The following is an 18,821-nucleotide window of genomic DNA, read 5'->3' as shown; positions in this document are numbered from 1 at the left end:
TTCTAAAGGTTTAGTAGTCAAAGGTGGGGAGGTTAGGGTAGAGTGAGGCAAATATATTGATAATCACTAGAGAGTTAAGAGTAGGCAAAAGAATATAAATAAAGATTAAAGAGTAAATATCAAATAAGATATAATGTTGAAAATCAAAATCTAAAACATAATGTAAGAAATGTAAGTTAATATGCAATAGAGAGGTAAAAGTGGATAAAACAAAAGAAAGTTTAAGTATAAGGTTGCTAGATTCACATAGCAATCCTTTAAAAAATCAAGAATTTAGATTATTTGAAGTGCAAAATGGCAGACGCTCCATAATTAATACCATCTTTACTTCCAATGAAAATGGAGAGGCTTTTTTCAATGCCAAAGAAGTCTTTAAAGAGGGAACGCAAAGCTTTGAAATAGGCTTACATAATACACTATGCTACAAGAGGAAGCCAATATATAATCATAGATATTTGCTAAGAAATTATGAATACGGGTATCTGTGTGAGGTAAAATTTGCTAAAAAAGCCGATGATGCTTCCATAGAAAAAGTAACTTTAAAACCAAAAGAATATTTGCTTGATAATAACGAAAAAATTATTCTTAAATTCTATGCGGGTGGAGATATTGTAGAGCTTGAAGCGTTTTATGATGTTACAAAAATTCAAGAAGATGAAATCAAATGGGGTTACACCTTATTAACCGCATCATCGCAGGAGCATTCTAAAAATTTAGATACACTCAATAAAAATCAACTTACTAATGATAAAAAGGATAGTAGTTTATTTGATGATAAAATTTCAACAACTTGTTACCACATTGAAAAGAGAGATGATATTGCAATATTGTCTGGTACACCAATTGATATGATGCAAGATAATCCACAAGCCTATTGCGGTAAAACAATCCAAATAACACTGCCAAAGACTACCCACCAACAAACATTACTCATCTTTGCCTATAAAAATACTCCAAATTATAGAGCTTCTCAACTCATACGCCTAAACGACTACCCACAAATTACCATTGATTGCACCCTAGCTGAAACTCTAAGGGCATACACAAGACAAGATAATATAGCCACACTAGGCTGGGGAGTAAGCTATGTGTGTCAGAGACTATGGCACGATAATCCAAGCGATGCTAAAGAATTAAGCAAGCTTATCTATATAGATTCTCACTCCCCAGACTTTATAGAATCTATCCCTAATGCCACAATGCAAAGTATAGTTAAAGAGGTATTGCCTAGAATCACACTAAAAGAGTTTAGTAAGGATAGCAATAACAAATGCCCTGCTATAAAATCACAAATACAAGAGATAAAAGATAACAATCTTAGATTCTATGTAGAGCTTGATTGGGATAGATTCTATATGCAGTTTCCTTTGATGAAAAACTTAGAAAAAGAAATGTTAAATCTTCAAATAGAGCCAATATATATCCAAACAACAGGTATGCCGACAGGAGAATATAAAAATAAAAGCAAGATTCTCACATTAAACTTTTTACATTCAATGCAAAGCTTTATGTGTAGCAAAAAAGAGATTCTAAAAAACACACAAAAGACAGAATCTATGCAAGTAACTGCCAATCTTTTAGAAATAGCAAAGAATCCAAAGGAGGCTAATATCCCTAATGCTAATAATAGAATCTTTTCTATTGCAAATGATTCTATCAAACTCCAAGAATGTGAAAAGCTACTTAGTGATATAAAGCCTAGTGATTTAGGACGACACCATATGCAATATTATAGTATCTCTGATATAGACTTTGGGCTAGAGTATAAACTAAGCTTTGAGGAAAAGTCTAATCAAGCCATAGCTCTTTATGCCCTCTCTGGTAAATTCCAAATCTATTATGTGCTAGATAGTTTTGAAGTAGAGAGAATCAATGAAAAAGAAATAGCTATCTATCCCACACAGATAAAGGCTTATATTGATGATAGCTTTGATTTTAGAGACCAAGACCATACTTTTAATGATGATGGCAGTATAAAAGAGCTAGGGCAACCCGTGGGTGCTTGGGATTATAATGAAATGAAGTTTGATAAAAATGTATCAGAGAGTCAGATGAATAAATACGCAGAAAAAAGCGGGATAATTAGCACAACAAATGCTGGTGCTGCACTATTTTTAAAATCAGCCATAAATATAGAAAAATACGAGAATTACAAGAGACAAAATATTTATCCCATTTACAACCACGACTACCAACAAACACAAAAGAATTTCAACTTAGGTTTAGATTTTCTTGTAACAAGTCCTACATTCAAAAACATTACGATTCCAAATACTTTGGATATAAAGAATCTATTTAAGATATTGGTGGAGTTAAAATAAAGTAATGGAAATGGCTCTATTAATTTTTCTCTATGCTGCTTTTTGTATTGGTAGTCCGAGTTTTGTTATAGTGGCGTGTATGGGTTTATTAAAGCGATATGTTAATCGTTATTTTATATATGGGGCTTTGGCGACACTTAGCTTTGTGCTTATTTGTTATTATATGTATTCCTTTTTTGTCGATGAGGCGTTTTATCGCTTGATAGACAAACTCGGCTGCACACCCCCTCAAAACGAGCCTGATATTAGCTTGGGGATAATGCACTGCTACACATACTTAAATGTCTTTTTAGACTTTTTTGCCTATCCTTTGATAATGGTGCTAATGGTAACTTCTCTTGTTTGGATAGCTATGTGTATTATAGCTTTAATACGATATGACATAGCAATATCTATAAAAGCTATACCCAAAGAGTTTAAAAGAAAAAGCTTTCTATATGGAGTCTTATTATACGCAACAGAGCTTTTGCTGCTAGGCTTTGCGTATATCTATGCGAGAATGACAAATAGCGGCAATATTGCTTTTGTCATTCTTGCTAGTATATTTGGCTCTGTTCTTATTCTTGTGATTGCTAAAATGAGGGGCAAAAGGAAGTCATAATGTTAAAGCTTAAAATCCAAAACCATGACTACCAAAACACACAAAAATATTGTAACTTAGGCTTAGATTTTCTCGTTACTAGCCCCACATTTAAAAACATTAAGATTCCAAAGGATTTAAAATTCAAGAATCTGTTTAAGATTGTTATAACATTGGGAGAATATCAATGAATAGTCTCTATGTATGCGATTATAGTTGGGGAACACCTGATTGTCGTCTTGACCTAGATGCCGTATTTGACATCATCATACAAATAACAATAGTATGTCTTTTAAACCTTGTGCCTATTGTGCTAATCCTTAAATATAGGAAGCTAGTGAATCTATTTTTTATTTTAGGCTCTATCATAGGGTATATATTGAGTTTTTTTGTAGCGTATATAGTGCTATGGCATAATGCAGGAGGATTTGCTATGTTTTGCATATTCAATATTGTGTTTTTAATCCCTAGTTGGATTATGACATTAATTTTTAGTTATATCAATAGGCAGGTAGCAAGCAATAATATAAAAAGTATAACAATTGGATTTATATCCTTTTCTCTTGTATTGTATACAGTGTTATATTGTTTTTGGAATTTTAAAATTACAGGAAGAATAACATTATGAACATCTACTCTATTTACAACCATGACTACCAAAACACACAAAAATATTTCAACTTAGGTTTAGACTTTAGGATTGTAACTCCTACATTCAAAAGCATAAAAGTCTATCCCTTATCAATGCCAATCCAAATAAAGCTAAATTGATGAATGTTGTAGATTCATTTATAATTCTATCAAAGGGGATTTTGACAGCATTTCTTTATAGTGTTGCTATGTTTTGGCTCGTGATTCCTGCAATGTTGCCTTTTATTTTTACAACATTTATTCCCAAAATACATAGAATGTTGCTCAAAAATGGAAGTATTGTTTATTGGATTATTGGTGGTTTTATTTCTTATATCATTTATATTGTAGTTCATTTTGTGGCATTTTTTTTTAAAATTGACATAGATTCTATGTATTTAGTGCTTCTTGGAGCAGTAATTTTTAATATTTATTCTACTATATATCTTGTGTTATTTAAGTTTTTTTCCAACAATAAACAAAATGCTTTTTTAGGCAAAAAAGAAAAGTATTTTTTATTAGGTTTAAATTTTCTTTTTGCTCTATTGTTTCCCACGATAGTCCTTATTTTTTTGGAAATGGTATTATCTATATGAAAACCTTAGAAAAAGAAATATCCATATATCCCACACAGATAAAGGCTTATATTGATGATAGCTTTGATTTTAGAGACCAAGACCATACTTTTAATGATGATGGCAGTATAAAAGAGCTAGGGCAACCCGTGGGTGCTTGGGATTATAATGAAATGAAGTTTGATAAAAATGTATCAGAGAGTCAGATGAATAAATACGCAGAAAAAAGCGGGATAATTAGCACAACAAATGCTGGTGCTGCACTATTTTTAAAATCAGCCATAAATATAGAAAAATACGAGAATTACAAGAGACAAAATATTTATCCCATTTACAACCACGACTACCAACAAACACAAAAGAATTTCAACTTAGGTTTAGACTTTAGGATTGTAACTCCTACATTCAAAGATATACAAGCCTATCCATTATCAATGCCTATAAATATAAAGGTGGATTGATGAATGTTTGTGTGTATATTTGCAGTGTATGCAATAATGAAATCCACAGAAACACAAATACAAGCATAAGTATCTTACAAAAAGGATTAGAGTTGTTTGGGTTAGGAATTATCCTTGATGGCTATAAACTCAAAAACCTTTTGAGTTAGCTAAGATTGCTTGGCTTTTTAGAAAATCTTTCACTTCTTTAAGCAAGAGTGATTCACTCCTTGATATTATGCTTTTTTGCATAAGCTTCTATTTCTTCTCTTAAATATTCAGGAAAATCATAACGATACATCGCAGGAATTGTAGGATTGAGTTTCTTATCAAGCTTGTGTTCTTGATAAATGTTTTCTAATTCTTCAGGAATGAAGTAGGTTGGTGCATTAGGATAGCCTTGAGGTGGAGTAATGCTTGCAATTTTGGCTGCTAAAAGCATAGTATTGATATAGCGTTTTGCTGTTTGTTCATCCCATTTGTTTGGTAGATCTTGTTCATATCTATCTCGATAATCCCATATAGATTCTTGAACTCCTTGAGAGAAAGCTATTCTACTTTCTTTAGTAGAATCTCTATCTCTTGGATCTTTGATTAAACCTTGAGTGATTTTGTCCTCCAAATCACGAGTAATATCACCGCTACTATCTATTACATATTTATTTTCATTGGTTGTATGAGTTTTATTAAAATCCATTACCCAATTTACCCCTATTAGTTCATCTAAATAAGGAAGCATACCATATTCATCGGGTTTAATATTCTTTGCTATATTTGTAAGTATTTGGGCTTTTGTTGTATCTTTGTGGATTCCATTAAATCCATATCTTATCTTATCAATATAATCCAAAAAAGTTACAGGGATATAATCATAGCGTGCTTTTTTCTTTCCTCCCCCATTGAGCTGTAATACTAAAAAATAAATTTGCCAATACCTTGCATTAAATCCTAAAGTCCCAGATTGATAAAATCCCTTAATATCTCCAAGCATTCCAGCAGCCAAATTCCATTCACTCATCATCAAAGAACCATCACTTAAATGAGCTAAACCTCTGTTGGCTTCTACTTCTTTATACAATTCTTCATATTTTGGATTAATCAATTTTCCATTCTCATCTACTCCAGCAATAGCATCAAGGGGTATGTCTATCACACTACTTCTTAATCCACTTCTAATGACTAAATACTTATACCTCTCTCTTTTTGTCTTTAAAGATTCATAATAGGCTTTTTCCTTTTTTGTCCAAGGGGCTATTGCACATTTTGGTGGGTCTTGTAGATATAAATCTCTCCAGCCATTAAATTCTAAGAGTGTAGAAGCTTGCCCTACATAAAGATTAGGGTCTAAATAGGTGGGCTGATAAGATTTGTTGGGAGAAGTTTCCATAATATCCCAAGCTTTTAATATGGCTTTGGAGTATTCTTGGGTGTATTTACCAATATCACTATCCCCTCTATCTATAAAATACACTTCATTAGTATTTTTATTGACTTTTATTTTGACAGAATTTAGAAGCTTAATAGAGTAAAATTCGTTATTGTTTTTTATTCTATCCATAATTTATCCTCCATATAATTCCTTGGTATGCTGTTATTTTAACATTATTTATAAGATATATTTTATATTACTCACAAGATTCTAACTTTTTTGCTAGGCTTGTATCAAATCTTAATGGTGTTTCTAATATGCTATCTTGTAATTGTTGTGTTCCTCTGTCGTATTTTACAAAACCTATTGTCCCTGTGCCTTGAAATTCATCGCCACCAGAATCTTGCCAATCAAAAAACAATCTTGCAAGAATTGTGTGCTTATCCCAAGTGTCAAATTCAAATGAGATATGTTCTTTTACCCATTCTACACTTTTATCCTCACTCCAAGCTTTGAAATTAAAATTGCTACTTCTGACAAGATTGACAAAAATCTTGACGCACTGCAAATTGGTAAGATTCTCATCAAAATATACCTGTGTTAATTTGGCTTCTTGTGCGTATCCTAAGCTTATGAATAAAATAAAGATTATAGATAGTTTTTTCATTGTGTGTTGCCCCCTTTAATTTTATCTATTATACGAGATTTAATCTGTTCAATAGCCTTTTATACTTTTTTATTTAAGATTAATATTATTTATTTTGATATTGCTTTAAAACTTCTATTATCTTTTTATAATTCTCTACTGCTTTAGAATCTCCATTGGCTTACATAGCCACCGTTGTGCTTAAAATCTCAATGTAATCAGGTCTTTGTATAAAGGTAATGGAGTCGTCTTCTTCTTGACAGGCATTAAATTCTATTATTAGTCTATCCTTTGTGCGTTTAAACTCAAATTCGCACACACGAGCATTTTCGCTAAGATTGGCAGTATATTTGCTACTCTCATTTACCTTTGGCAAAGGCGTGTTGAGCATATATTCATACACAAGCCAGTATATGTTTTGAGATTTTGGTTCATCGCTAGATTCATACGCCTGTATTGCTTCATTTATATAGAATCTAAAAGCCTCTTCAATGTTTGAAAGATTTTTGTAAAAACATCTGCTTGCTCCACAGTGGTAATCCTCTCCACAGAACTTCTCATTGTAGCTTTCATCGCAGCTTTTGGTAATAGTAGTGGCAGGATTTGCATACACACACATAACGCTGAGTAAAACAACAACTAACCCTTTCATTTCCTCTCCTTATAAATTAATTTTCACCAAAAGTATTTTTATAGCCCTCTTGTAGAATCTCTAAAGGGTCAGCTATATCTTTTCTTCTACTAAAATCATTTTCGCCTTTTATGGTTAAAATATCTTTACCTCTAACATTATCTCTAGTGCCATCTTTATATAATTCAAAATGAAGCATCATTACTTGCTTATTTGGAACAATATTTGGGTGAATGCCTTTATTTAACATTAGACCAGCATAGCCTATCACCTGCCCCTTACTCACTTTATCCCCTGCTTTAATCAAAATTCTACCACTATCTAATTCTCCGTATCTTACAATAAATTTTCCATATTTAGTAGTTTCGTGCAAAATGGTAACTTGATGGGTATCGAGATAAAAATCTTTTGTATCTAACACTTTTCCGTTAGCAATAGCAACAATTTCTGTATTAGATTTTGGATTCTTAATGCTTCTTTCAAGCAAATCTGTATATAAATCCCTTGCTGCGTGTTTTCTTTTTCCTCCATTTCTATTTCGTCCATAAATTGTTTGGGTGGCGTTTTTGTCTGTTGGATTTTTAATACTCCAATCATAAGGCAACCCCTTGTCATTCAATGGTTTTACTTTAAGAGGAAATATAATTTCATTGCTTGCTTTATACTCTCCCTCTTTCCTTTCCTCTCCACCCCCACCATCCCCCATCATTGTATCCACAATCGTAGTTGCCAATCTCCCTATAAGTTTAGGGCGAGATTGTTTAGTGTTGGTTTTGTTGTTTTGATTGTTAATACTGCTTCTGTTATTTGTTTGATTGTCTTTATTTTCATTATTATTGTTTCTTTCTCTACTATCTTTCTTTTTATTTTCTTTAAAATCAGCTTCTATCATTCCTTTGTCTTTTCTTTCTTGTTTTTCATTGATTCCTAAATACAATGCTTTAAGATTGTTATTCCCTATAATCTCTAAATCTTTTAAAAAATCTCTATGTTTAGAGGAATTTATTTTATCATTTTGTAGATAAGTATTAAAATCTCCTTGTGCTAAATTATCTAAATAGTCCATTACTCTATGGTAAGCTTCTATGGCTAGTGGAATATCCTCATCACTTTTATTATTACTTGCTTGTTCCATTTTTTTATATTCATTATACAATGCTTCTTTGGATTTATTTTGATTGATGTTTTCTTGTGATTGATTAAAGTTAGCTTGTGCTTCTTTTTCTTGTTTGGTAGAATTATTTGGAGATTGAATATCGCCTGAAGTGTGTTTGAGTTTTAGCAATCTTGGTCTAGTGGGTAATTCTCTTGTATAATCCCTATTGTAGAAAAAAGAAATGTCATCAATAGAGATTAATTGCTCATTCATTCCTCTTAATTCATCAAGGCATAAATAGGCTAAAAGCTTATTTAGAAGGTAAGTTCTCATTCCTTGCAAACTTGTGTCTTTGTGTTGAATGAATAGAGATTCTTTTCCCTCAAACTCTCCTATTTGTAATTTATTTCCTATAATGATATTAGCAAAATTGGAGGAAAAGAGGGCATTATTGATTGGCATAGGATAAGAAATTTCCTCTTGCATAGAAGAATCTATTCTTTTAGTAGCATAAGGTGCTAAGTATTTTTGTGTTAATTTTAAAAATTTTATTTTTTCATAATCTTTTTTGCTCTTTTCATATTGGGTTATCCAAAATCTTTCAATAAAATTTTGAATAATGGTTTGTGGAAGAGATTTAAGAAGGTCTATATTGAGACTTTGGATAGTTTTTATATTTAAGATGGTTTTATATTTTGAAATGTCTTGTGTCTTTAAATTTTTAAGATCAGTATTGCAAGTTAGCATTAATTGATATTGTTCTTTTATTTTTTCCATTTGCATTAATTGCATAAAAGCTTGTTGTTTGAGGATTCTTTCTTTTATGATGGCGGTTTTTAAATGTCTGTATTGTCTGGTTTGCTTAATATCTATTTTTGAAATGGCTGCAATACCAAGCATATAAATTGCGCCCAATTCATTAAAAAGAAACTCTCTAAATTCAACACTTAAAAAACTAATAATGGTTTTGGTTAGTTTTTTGGCTATCTGAAATCTATCTCCATTAAAATAATCTACAAAAGGAAAATATTCTTTAATAATAGCATCTATACTTAACACCAAAGCTTCTTGTCTTAAATCCCCTTTTTCTTCTTTATCTTCTAGCTCATTTTGCAGATTAGAGATTTTATTATTCATTTCACAAAGTGCTTTTGATAATTCTTCGATATTATCTTCCATACTCTCAAAAGAGCTATTTGTTTCCTTGTGGATTGAAATGTCATTTTGATTGTCTGTTATATCTTTTTGTAAATTTTGCATCGAAGAAAAATACTCATCTAAAGCTTTAGCAATCTCATCATTAGTTAGCGTATTGGCATTAGTTTCTTCTAAATATTCTACTAATTCTTCTATGCAAAAAACCTCTCGTTTTTCTTGGGATAACCTTTGTTTTTCTTGTTTAGAAAAGCATAAAGAAATCCTATTGTTGCCAACCTTTATAAAGGATTCTTTTGGCAATATTCTAATTATCTCTCCTTCAATGTTAATATTTTCATAGTTTGATACTATCTCCCACCACTTTTGGCAATCTGTTTGTATATTCCTATAAAAATGCTTGATAACATAATAGGTTAAAGAAAGCAAAAGCACTTCAAAGCAGGTGTATTGAAGTTTGTTAGTGGATTGATTATGTGGCATATTAGTGATTGTGGTATATTTTATTGTATTCTCTCTTGTCAGGGAATCTAAATATTCTTGTAAGAATTTCATACTTTCTTTAAAGTATTCCATTTCTTTTTCTAAAATCTCTTCTTTATTTTTTAAAGCTCTGAAGTGTTCTTGAATGGAATAATAGCTGAGTAGATTGGGAATGGTATTTGGTTTATGGATAAAATCGGCATATTTAGAGGCAGTATTGCCATCATCATTAGATAAATCCAAAAACAATCTCTCATATTCCTTGTGTGTTAATTTAAGCTCATCATATACCTCTTTATCTAAAAAAAGAAAAGGACTTAAAGAAAGCACAAATGCGTCTTGTTCGTTATCTTTTATGGTAATACTATATTGGCTATAATCTATGATGGGATTATAATCTTTTGGGGCTTTATGGAGTTTATCGCTTTTTAGCAATGTATCTTTTGAGCTTACATTTGGATAATTAATCTTATTACCTAAAATATTTTCCAATAGTTCCTTATGCAATCCTGCATTATATTCTTTGGGTGCATTGGTAATGATAAGATAATTTTTAGAATTATAAGAGGTATTGTTGGTTTTGTGTTTAGTATTATTGATAAGTTCTGCTAACTGCCTTGAATTAAAAAAGGGACTTTCAATATAAAATAACCGATTATTATCTAAATTCATTTGATGAGCAAGAGCTTTTGTAATAAAATCTTGGTTATAAATTTGAATATTTTCGCCTTTGGAAATTCCCTTTAAGCTCAAAACTTCTAAATCCCTTAAATCCACTTTTAATGAATCTTGTTTATCTTCTTTGCTTTCTGTACTCTCCAAATTCGCTGTTTTTTGATTTGCTTGATGGCTATCTTCCAAATGTCCAAACACTGCCTCTTTGCTTTTTATACAGATTGCTAGGTTTTGTTCTAAGTTTGCTTTTATCTTAGGATAGCTATTAAGATTGAAGCTAGAGAGTTCTATAAGCATCTTATCATCTAAGATAAGAGTATTGTGGCACATTGTATTCTCTATTAAAGCAAAGAGTGGGACTAAATCTTGAGTAAAGATTTTAAGAATAGGGTGTATTAGTGCATAATTATATTTAGAGTTAGCCCATTTTAAAACATTCAAAAGAGTTTGATTGCTACTTAATGCTAAACTTTCTCCAAAGTTCAAAGCATTGCTCTTTTTAAAAACACTTTGGATATTAAAGAGGTTAAAGATTTCCAAAAAGAATAATAACACTTGTTTGTATAAATATGCACTCCCTTCTTTGTAAATCTTTTCTATTACCCCTAAGAGATTATTAAACACTTCTTCTACATTCTCTTTTAATTCTTCTTTGTTTAAATCTTTGGTTTCTTTTAATGAATAGATACTCTCTATAATGGGTTCTTTTAAAGATTTTATAATACATTGTCTTAAATGCTCTAAACTCTCTTTATCTTTGAGCAGTATTTCTAAAGTTCTAAAAACTTCTTGTTCTTTAGTGGTATTAAAGGAAGTGATAAAATCTCTAAGAATAGTAAAAACTTTACTTTCTTTAGCGATAACCTTAATACAATAGGGTTGCTTCTCTTTTAATCTTTGTCCTTGTGGGGAGAGGTAGTAAGTCTTTGTTTGTTTTTGAGTGTTTGTTGATTGATTAGTATCTTTAGAATCTAAATCCTTTTTATTTGCTTGAGATTCTTTAGAATCCAATTTCTCTATACTCCCTCCCCATTCATACACAATAATCTCTCTATTATCCCTAGCTAGATTAAAGAGAGTGTCATACAGCCATTGTTGTGTATCTTTGGAAGTTAAAAGATATTGCAAATGAGGATTGAAAAAAGAAAGATTAGAGTTGAAAACATAAGAGGGACTAGAAGTATAAAGGGAAACAAAAGGATTAGGAGTATAAAGAACAATCTTTTTAGCTTTAGGGAGATATTCTTTAAGAGTATCTTTTAAAGCTTTAATGCTGGTCAAATAGGTAATAGAGGAATAGGGGAAAGAGATACCTTGAGGGGATAGGGGGGTATAAACTTCTTGTTTGGATTCTTTTTTGAGGTAGTGGGGGAAAGAATGCAAAAGAGAATCTATATCTTTAGCGGTGGAGTTAGAATCTAAAAGCAATTCTATAAGAGATTTGTAATCATTAGATTCTAAGCTAGGATTAGAAACTAATTCATAATTGCTAGGATTAGAATCAAAAAGGGAAAAGAAAGATTGGAGTTTGGATTGTAGGGAATCTATGAGAGGCTTGATAATATCATCAGCAAGAGAATTGACAAGACTTTTACCTGCTCGGGTGTTGAGTAAAAGGGCTGCAACTAGGGCGGAAATTCCTGCTATTATGACAAGATAAGGAACATAAGTAATGCTTAAAGCACCGACAAGGGCAATAGAAATCCCAGAACTCAACAAAGCTTCAAATACCAAGCCAATTCCTGTTTTCACTATATCCCCATCATTATTTCCATATCCATAAGTAGCAGATACAGAAATACCCTCTGCTTTAAAAATATATTTTGCAATTTGGTATTTGCCTCCAGCAAGTTTTGTTATTTCCTCTGCTCCTTTTTCCATAGCCCCAAATGCTCCACTTACCATTGCCATTAGCGTATCAGCGAGATTGCCTTTATATTGTGTAGCATTTTTAATTGTCTGTAAAGTATCGTGGAAGTTATCGTATTGTGTAGTGATTTCAATAGTATTATCTTGCGTAATTTGTGCAGTTGTAGTGGAATCTGTGTCTTGATAGTGATAGATAATGCCTAACTCTTTTTCTAAGTCAATGCTCAAGCGATTTGCTAATAAATCAGCCAAATAAGAATCTTTAGGATAAAGAATCCTTAATTCATCAATAACCTCTTCTCTTTTACCATTATCAAGCAATATTTTTAGTCTTTTATACTCTTTTTCAGGATAATTAGGGTCAGAATAGACAACAATTCTTGGTATTGTTAGTGTGGTAATATTTTGTGGCATTAAATGTCCTTATAAGTCAAGCTTTTAATTTTATCTTTAAGTTCTCTATCTGTGATAGTAATATCTTTGGATTCTAACATTTCTTTGGTTCTTTGGCGAATAAAGGTAATAAGATTATACATTTTATCCTTATATATTGTGGTTTGTATGGTTATCTTTTGGTATTTCTTTGGAAGTAAATTAAATCGCTTTGGGGGCTTCGACTCTAGTGGATATATAATAAAAATTTCAGCATTTTGATAAGTTACACCAAAATAAAAAATTGCTAATCCCACTTCCCCAAACTTAAAGAATCTTTTTTGCATTCTAAACCAATGTCTACGTTCAAAGCCTATACCACTATTTGTAACATAGAATCTATTTTTATGTCTATAAAAAAGAATATTTGAGTAGTGCATAACTCCCCAAAGACCGAATAAAAATATAAGTGAATTTATAATCATATCTCCACTGGGATTAAAAACAATACATAGCAAAATTATGCTAAACAGCAATAAGAAAGCTTGAAAAATGGTGTCTAAAATATAAATATTATGCCTCACCTCATACACTATCTCATCACCATTAGAATCAATTTTTATATTGTCGTTCATCACGCCACCCTTAAAGCAGAGTCAAAATTAGAATCTAAATCTTTTAAGTTTGTTTGTTTTTGAGTGTTTGTTGATTGATTAGTATCTTTAGAATCTAAATCCTTTTTATTTGCTTGAGATTCTTTAGAATCCAATTCCTCTTTCTCTTGTAAATCCTCTATACTCCCTCCCCATTCATACACAATAATCTCTCTATTATCCCTAGCTAGATTAAAGAGAGTGTCATACAGCCATTGTTGTGTATCTTTGGAAGTTAAAAGATATTGCAAATGAGGATTGAAAAAAGAAAGATTAGAGTTGAAAATATAAGAGGAACTAGAAGTATAAAGAGAAACAAAAGGATTAGGAGTATAAAGAACAATCTTTTTAGCTTTAGGGAGATATTCTTTAAGAGTATCTTTTAAAGCTTTAATAGTGGTTAAATAAATAATAGAGGAATAGGGGAAAGAAATACCTTGAGGGGATAGGGGGGTATAAACTTCTTGTTTGGATTCTTTTTTGAGGTAGTGGGGGAAACTAAGCATTAGGGCAATGCCACTCTTAGAATCCATATCTAAATTACTAAGATTTTTACAAAGCATTTCAGCTTCTAATTCTGTAAGTTCTCTTAGCTCTATATAGTGGTTGTTTGTCAGATAGGAAGTGATTTGATTGATTTTATCTTGGTATTGGGATTGTAGCTTTGCAATTCTCTCATTTTCTGCTTTGTCTTCTGCTAAGGCTTTGTCTTCCTCACTAAACCACCATTCCTCAACCTTACCTGCCAACCAAGCTCCTACAACAGCACCTATTATCGTCCCTGCAATGGGTATCACAGAACCAACATAGCCCCCTAATATTCTACCTGCCATAGTAATGCCAAGTCTTGAGGCTGTTTTGGTAGCAAGTGTTTTAGTGGTTTGACTTGCAATAACCTTTCGAAAGGCAGTGCCACCAATTTCGGTTGCAGCTGTTTCAAATACAACCTCTTTAATGGCTCTTTCATTATCCTTTCCCTCTACCTTTTTGAAAAGATAAGAAAAAATGCCAAAATTTCCCATTAGTTTGTATTTATATAGCGTATTTACTCTTTTTGAAACTTCTTGAGAATCCATATATTTACTCAATAACTCACTTGAGCCTGTCCCTACAACAACCATAGAATAATTAATAAAAGTTCCTGTATTTCCTAAATCTCTGCGAGTAATTGGAATCTGTGAAAAGTCTTGCTGACAAGAACAAAAATCTAATGAAATATAAGGAGATTGAGTTTGTGTATTATTTGGCATTTTCTTTTTCCTTTCGTAATCTCTCTATTTTATCAAAATCTATTTTAGAATCCATTTTACCATCAATATTAAGAGATATTTTGCATTCTATATACTCTTTTTCTTGTAGCCCTATCAAATAAGTCTCAATCTTTGGCAATAAATACGAATAAAGTTCCTCTAAATTACCGCTTCCAAAGGCTAAGATAAACGATATTTTCTTGTGATTTTTAGAGTCAATCCTATTAAAAGTTAGCACACTACTCATACCAAGTATGATAGCTCCCCACATCGATGAGTAAGTGCTGATATATGAGACTCCTAAAGGTGCTATTATGGTTTTCCCTATGTATTTTTCAAAAACAATATCTTTTTTTGTGAGATAAAGTGCCTTTTGATTTAATAGCTTAATAAGTCTATATGACGGATAGAGACAGGCAGTAGCAGCCAAAAGAAGTAATAGAGTCATAAAAAAACTTGTATCACTTTTACTTAAATATTTATTTATCCCTTCAATCAATAGGTAGCAAAAAAATATTGTCGCAATTAGTAAATGAATAAATGTAACCCAAAAACCCACTTGATTTTCCCTATACTTCCATATAATATCATTATTATTTATCATCTTTTCCCTCTGCTTTTTTAAACAAATACGCTATCACACCATAATTTACACCTAGAGTGATTGTAGGGACATTAAAAAGTTTATTGCTAGGGTAATATTTATCACTCATAGCACCCGCAAACGCAGAGTTTGCAGGGAGATAAATATTTAGAAAATCACTTGTAAAGCCTCCCAAATCATTTAGTTGCTTTTTGGGTTGTGGTAAGCCATTATGAAATTCACATTGACAAATATTTAAAGAAGCGTAGATATTTTTATTTTCACTCATTTTTATCCTTTAGATAAGATTCTATTTCTGCTTTGTATGGGTCAAAATAGCTAAGGTCATATTCTAAACTTAAGCCACTTTTGTGCCTATAAGCTTTTTGATAAGATTGGTAAATTTTTGCTTGCTCTTGTATGGATAGATGACTTAGGGTCTCTTGTATCTCTTTTGCAAAAAGCTTCTTAAGCGATTCTTTATAAGGACTAAAGTCGATTGTAAAAACATTATGGTTTCTTGTTTCGTTAAAAATATATTCTATGTTGTCTTGATAAAGCAAATAAATCTCGGCAATATCTTGTATAGGTATAGATTCTAAGGCTTGTTGCGTGTGCTTGGATAAAATAGCACTGCTCTTATCTATTCCTAGATATTGCACAGGAGAATAAAACATAATCCCTCTTTGATGTGTGGAAGCAATAGTGATTATATCACTTGCAGAGATTCCATAAGTTCCTCTTTCAACATTTTTCTTTATGGTAAAAGTGCCATAAGGATATGAGACTATTCCTCCACTAAAACGAGTATGCAGCTCTAAACCTTTATTCGTTAAAAGCATTGCCTTGAGATTAAAATAATAATAAAACACTTTATATATAAAAAATCCCACAATACAAATTAGTATGCTACCAAATAAAATATGATAATAAAACGCAATGTAACCTGCTACAAGCATAAGCAAAACAAGTCCAAATGGATATATAAAATGACTAAAGAAATTCCAAAAATCTATATTTCTTTCATTTTGCCACTCTAAATCTTTTGTCATATTCTTATCCATTTATAACCTCGCAATTCACTCCATAAGTCGCCACATAATATTTAGATTCACACTAAATCCATAATCCTTTGCGATATGCTGTGTGAGAAAATTTCCTACTTCATTGGTAGTATCTTGCAAATACTCTAAGTTTAGCAATTCCTCCATAAAAGCCATAGTATTGGTATTACATAAAGAAGCATTGTTTAAAGATTCTATTTGCATTGTGTGTCCTTAGTTTCTAAAGTCTTAATTTCATTGATTTTTTGGTTGTAGAGATTCATAAAGGATTCTCGTGTTTGATGTCCATTTTACAAAGTAAGCAGAAAGAATGGCAACCAATGCTACATAGCTTGATATATATTTGCTTATCACTTAAAGCCTCCTGTATATCTTTATTGCTTAAAGATTCTAACATTTTTTTGATTGAATAAAAGTGATTATATCATAAAGAGGCTTTACACTGTTTCATAGAACTTAATCAAAATATAATATTGCATTATATACAATATTAATATATTTTTTTAGGAAAGATTATCCTCTATGCCCTGATTTTCTGCATATATTGCTTTCATTGGCTTGGTATATTTAAAATAACTTATTGTGTCAATAGTGAATTTAAGTTTGATTAGGTTACTACTATTTTTTTGGTAATGAAAGTTATACAGAAAATCTTAACTGCTAAAATGGCGGTAGGCAATTCATCTCTTACTTAAACAAGTAAGAGTTTTCTTGTCTGGAGTTTGATAAAAAACATAAAGCACACTTTCTAAAGTTTGCAGTATCTATTATAAAGGACTATCCTCTAGTCTTTTATAATAGATATAAATGGATAATAGGGCGATAGGAAAAATCCTATCTATTTTTTACTTAAAGCATAACTATTCTGTTTTGCCTTTTTTGTGTAACTTGCTATTCTTTTCTTAGTTTATAGATTTTGTAAAGAAGAATTGCAAGACATAAAGTTATTATAGCCCAAAGCCGATAGTTTTAAATGCTTCAACTAACATTTTAACAGCTTTACTTTTTTAATTCAATAAACGAAAGGAAGTTTTTTATATCCACATTTAATAGGCTATTAAAGCAATCAGGGATATAACTACCTGTATCTTTTAGCTCTCTAATTAAAGAAAGCAAATCAGATGAATCATCAAAAGTAAAGCCATAGTCTTTATAATGAAGCCCATTACTTTTAAAAAAGTCTGCAAAAACTTTGCATTCAATATTAAAATTTTCTAAAAATTTCTCATCAATATCTCTTAAAGTTTTGCAATATCCTAAAATGTATTCAATAAAAGTAAAGTTAATTTTTCGCTTTTCCATTAAATCCATTTCATTATCTAAAGCACACCGAAGTAAAGACTCCATTTCTTCTAGTGTTTTATTGGCATTTCTCCAATTGTTATCATATCCGATAATAAAACCATCTCTATTTGTTAGATAGTCCTCAATTAAAAAAGCTCCATATTTTGCTTTGGAAACACTTTTAAAGAATGAAACATTACCGCATATATGCTTTGCATAGATATTTCTTTTTTCTCTTTCTTTATCTAATAGGGCTTGTGGAAGTCCATTTAGATAATGAGTTTTGTGTGCTAAGATATATCCCAAATAAAAATGATTATTTCGGACAATCACAACTCTAAATCCTTTATGCTCATAAATATAACTACTCATTTCCATTTTTAATCCTTTTTATCATTGCTTGAGCATATAAGATTTTATGATTAGGGAATATTCCATCATATTGACAGATAGAAATTCCACCTAAAACCTCGTATCCATTTTTTAAATTTTTATTAACCTCTTTTTCAAGCAATTTCAAATAAAAATTCTCAATCACTTTATATTCTGAGGTTTCCTCTTTCTCCATTTTTACTCCTCACAGAGCAATTCTTTTTGCTCTTCAAGCCAAAGAATGCTTCTATTTATGATTTCATCTTTTGAAAGCTCAAAATCAAAATCATCAATTTGTAAATAGACTTTGATTTCTCCATTGCTATCCTCATAGCTATAAGCTGAGGCAGAAAATGAATGTTCGTTTATATATGCCACTGCATTTTTTGCCATTTCTTTTGTGATTTTCATTTTATACTCCTATGGTATCTATCAATGCAAGTAAGAAGCAAATCCCTAAGGAAACTATCTGTTAAATCAACTAAATAACTTATTTTTGAATTATCAAAAAGTCGCCCTATATAGCTTATGACAGATAAATCATTGAATTCCTCGCTACTGATATGCCAAAATTCATTTGTATTAAATTCTGCATATCCTAGTTCTCTGAGCTTAGCGTTCTCAATATATAAAATAGGGATTAAGACTTCGCCCCTATTTATATTAAGGCTAATCCAACCATCTTCCCTTTTAATAGAAAAAGAAAAGATTTTTTCAGGATTGATTCCAACGCAATAATTTTGACCTATCATTGTAATTGTTTTCATATTTAC

Annotated in this window: 20 protein-coding genes; 6 read left to right on the top strand and 14 right to left on the bottom strand. The window is 31.1% G+C overall.

Going from position 1 to position 18,821, the window contains the following annotated elements; genetic code table 11:
* The first annotated feature begins 200 nt into the window (after window positions 1-200).
* The 6 genes from JJQ98_RS07360 (at window position 201) to JJQ98_RS07335 (ending at window position 4,716) form a co-directional block, all read left to right on the top strand.
* Window positions 201-2,321 carry a DUF6402 family protein gene (locus tag JJQ98_RS07360; RefSeq protein ID WP_210670808.1) on the top strand — a complete coding sequence of 707 codons (2,121 nt, stop codon included), beginning with the start codon at window positions 201-203 and terminating at the stop codon, window positions 2,319-2,321.
* A gap of 10 nt (window positions 2,322-2,331) precedes the next feature.
* Window positions 2,332-2,922, top strand: a complete 591-nt coding sequence (locus JJQ98_RS07355) for a hypothetical protein (protein ID WP_151105329.1) — start codon at window positions 2,332-2,334, stop codon at window positions 2,920-2,922.
* Window positions 2,922-3,092 (top strand): hypothetical protein, encoded by a 171-nt coding sequence (locus JJQ98_RS07350; protein WP_170252240.1) that lies wholly within the window; start codon window positions 2,922-2,924, stop codon window positions 3,090-3,092. Before JJQ98_RS07355 ends, JJQ98_RS07350 begins: the two co-directional genes overlap by 1 nt.
* 621 nt (window positions 3,093-3,713) lie before the next feature.
* Window positions 3,714-4,127 (top strand): hypothetical protein, encoded by a 414-nt coding sequence (locus JJQ98_RS07345; RefSeq protein WP_015453625.1) that lies wholly within the window; start codon window positions 3,714-3,716, stop codon window positions 4,125-4,127.
* Complete coding sequence (locus JJQ98_RS07340; protein ID WP_151105330.1) at window positions 4,124-4,567, top strand: DUF6402 family protein; 444 nt, start codon at window positions 4,124-4,126, stop codon at window positions 4,565-4,567. The genes JJQ98_RS07345 and JJQ98_RS07340 overlap by 4 nt, the downstream gene beginning before the upstream one ends.
* Window positions 4,567-4,716, top strand: a complete 150-nt coding sequence (locus JJQ98_RS07335) for a hypothetical protein (RefSeq protein WP_155462916.1) — start codon at window positions 4,567-4,569, stop codon at window positions 4,714-4,716. The genes JJQ98_RS07340 and JJQ98_RS07335 overlap by 1 nt, the downstream gene beginning before the upstream one ends.
* 53 nt (window positions 4,717-4,769) lie before the next feature.
* Here JJQ98_RS07335 and JJQ98_RS07330 read toward each other — a convergent pair whose 3' ends face one another.
* The 14 genes from JJQ98_RS07330 to JJQ98_RS07265 all read right to left on the bottom strand — a co-directional run bounded on the left by JJQ98_RS07330 (window position 4,770) and on the right by JJQ98_RS07265 (window position 18,815).
* Window positions 4,770-6,104, bottom strand: coding sequence for a hypothetical protein (locus tag JJQ98_RS07330; RefSeq protein WP_151105331.1), 1,335 nt, complete (start codon window positions 6,102-6,104; stop codon window positions 4,770-4,772).
* 67 nt (window positions 6,105-6,171) lie between these two features.
* On the bottom strand, window positions 6,172-6,582 hold the full coding sequence (locus JJQ98_RS07325; RefSeq protein ID WP_054197470.1) for a hypothetical protein: 411 nt from the start codon (window positions 6,580-6,582) through the stop codon (window positions 6,172-6,174).
* Between the two features lie 160 nt (window positions 6,583-6,742).
* Window positions 6,743-7,213: a hypothetical protein gene (locus tag JJQ98_RS07320; protein ID WP_151105332.1), complete on the bottom strand. Its 471-nt coding sequence runs from the start codon at window positions 7,211-7,213 to the stop codon at window positions 6,743-6,745.
* A 16-nt stretch (window positions 7,214-7,229) separates the two neighbouring features.
* Entirely contained in the window at window positions 7,230-12,884 is a 5,655-nt protein-coding gene (locus tag JJQ98_RS08855) for a M23 family metallopeptidase (RefSeq protein WP_247596718.1), read from the bottom strand.
* Window positions 12,884-13,477, bottom strand: coding sequence for a hypothetical protein (locus JJQ98_RS07310; protein WP_060661947.1), 594 nt, complete (start codon window positions 13,475-13,477; stop codon window positions 12,884-12,886). Before JJQ98_RS07310 ends, JJQ98_RS08855 begins: the two co-directional genes overlap by 1 nt.
* Window positions 13,477-14,745, bottom strand: coding sequence for a glycine zipper 2TM domain-containing protein (locus tag JJQ98_RS07305; RefSeq protein ID WP_151105306.1), 1,269 nt, complete (start codon window positions 14,743-14,745; stop codon window positions 13,477-13,479). Before JJQ98_RS07305 ends, JJQ98_RS07310 begins: the two co-directional genes overlap by 1 nt.
* The gene (locus tag JJQ98_RS07300; protein WP_134043162.1) at window positions 14,735-15,193 is read right to left on the bottom strand and encodes a hypothetical protein; all 459 of its coding nucleotides are present in this window, start codon (window positions 15,191-15,193) and stop codon (window positions 14,735-14,737) included. Before JJQ98_RS07300 ends, JJQ98_RS07305 begins: the two co-directional genes overlap by 11 nt.
* A 145-nt stretch (window positions 15,194-15,338) precedes the next feature.
* Window positions 15,339-15,617: a hypothetical protein gene (locus JJQ98_RS07295; protein ID WP_054198820.1), complete on the bottom strand. Its 279-nt coding sequence runs from the start codon at window positions 15,615-15,617 to the stop codon at window positions 15,339-15,341.
* Window positions 15,610-16,392, bottom strand: coding sequence for a hypothetical protein (locus tag JJQ98_RS07290; RefSeq protein WP_151105307.1), 783 nt, complete (start codon window positions 16,390-16,392; stop codon window positions 15,610-15,612). Before JJQ98_RS07290 ends, JJQ98_RS07295 begins: the two co-directional genes overlap by 8 nt.
* Window positions 16,393-16,407: 15 nt before the next feature.
* Window positions 16,408-16,596: a hypothetical protein gene (locus JJQ98_RS07285; protein WP_065837121.1), complete on the bottom strand. Its 189-nt coding sequence runs from the start codon at window positions 16,594-16,596 to the stop codon at window positions 16,408-16,410.
* Window positions 16,597-17,391: 795 nt separating this feature from the next.
* Window positions 17,392-18,054, bottom strand: coding sequence for a hypothetical protein (locus tag JJQ98_RS07280; protein WP_134043156.1), 663 nt, complete (start codon window positions 18,052-18,054; stop codon window positions 17,392-17,394).
* Window positions 18,041-18,244 (bottom strand): hypothetical protein, encoded by a 204-nt coding sequence (locus JJQ98_RS07275; protein ID WP_065837509.1) that lies wholly within the window; start codon window positions 18,242-18,244, stop codon window positions 18,041-18,043. Before JJQ98_RS07275 ends, JJQ98_RS07280 begins: the two co-directional genes overlap by 14 nt.
* Before the next feature lie 2 nt (window positions 18,245-18,246).
* Complete coding sequence (locus JJQ98_RS07270; RefSeq protein ID WP_005020489.1) at window positions 18,247-18,459, bottom strand: hypothetical protein; 213 nt, start codon at window positions 18,457-18,459, stop codon at window positions 18,247-18,249.
* Window positions 18,456-18,815 carry a hypothetical protein gene (locus JJQ98_RS07265; RefSeq protein ID WP_054197492.1) on the bottom strand — a complete coding sequence of 120 codons (360 nt, stop codon included), beginning with the start codon at window positions 18,813-18,815 and terminating at the stop codon, window positions 18,456-18,458. Before JJQ98_RS07265 ends, JJQ98_RS07270 begins: the two co-directional genes overlap by 4 nt.
* Window positions 18,816-18,821 lie beyond the last annotated feature (6 nt).

Origin of the sequence: Helicobacter pullorum NCTC 12824 (genome assembly GCF_017979475.1) — a bacterium.
Lineage (GTDB): Bacteria > Campylobacterota > Campylobacteria > Campylobacterales > Helicobacteraceae > Helicobacter_D > Helicobacter_D pullorum.
The sequence above is the reverse complement of the archived record's forward strand: the minus strand, read 5'-3'. Positions and strand labels throughout refer to the sequence as shown.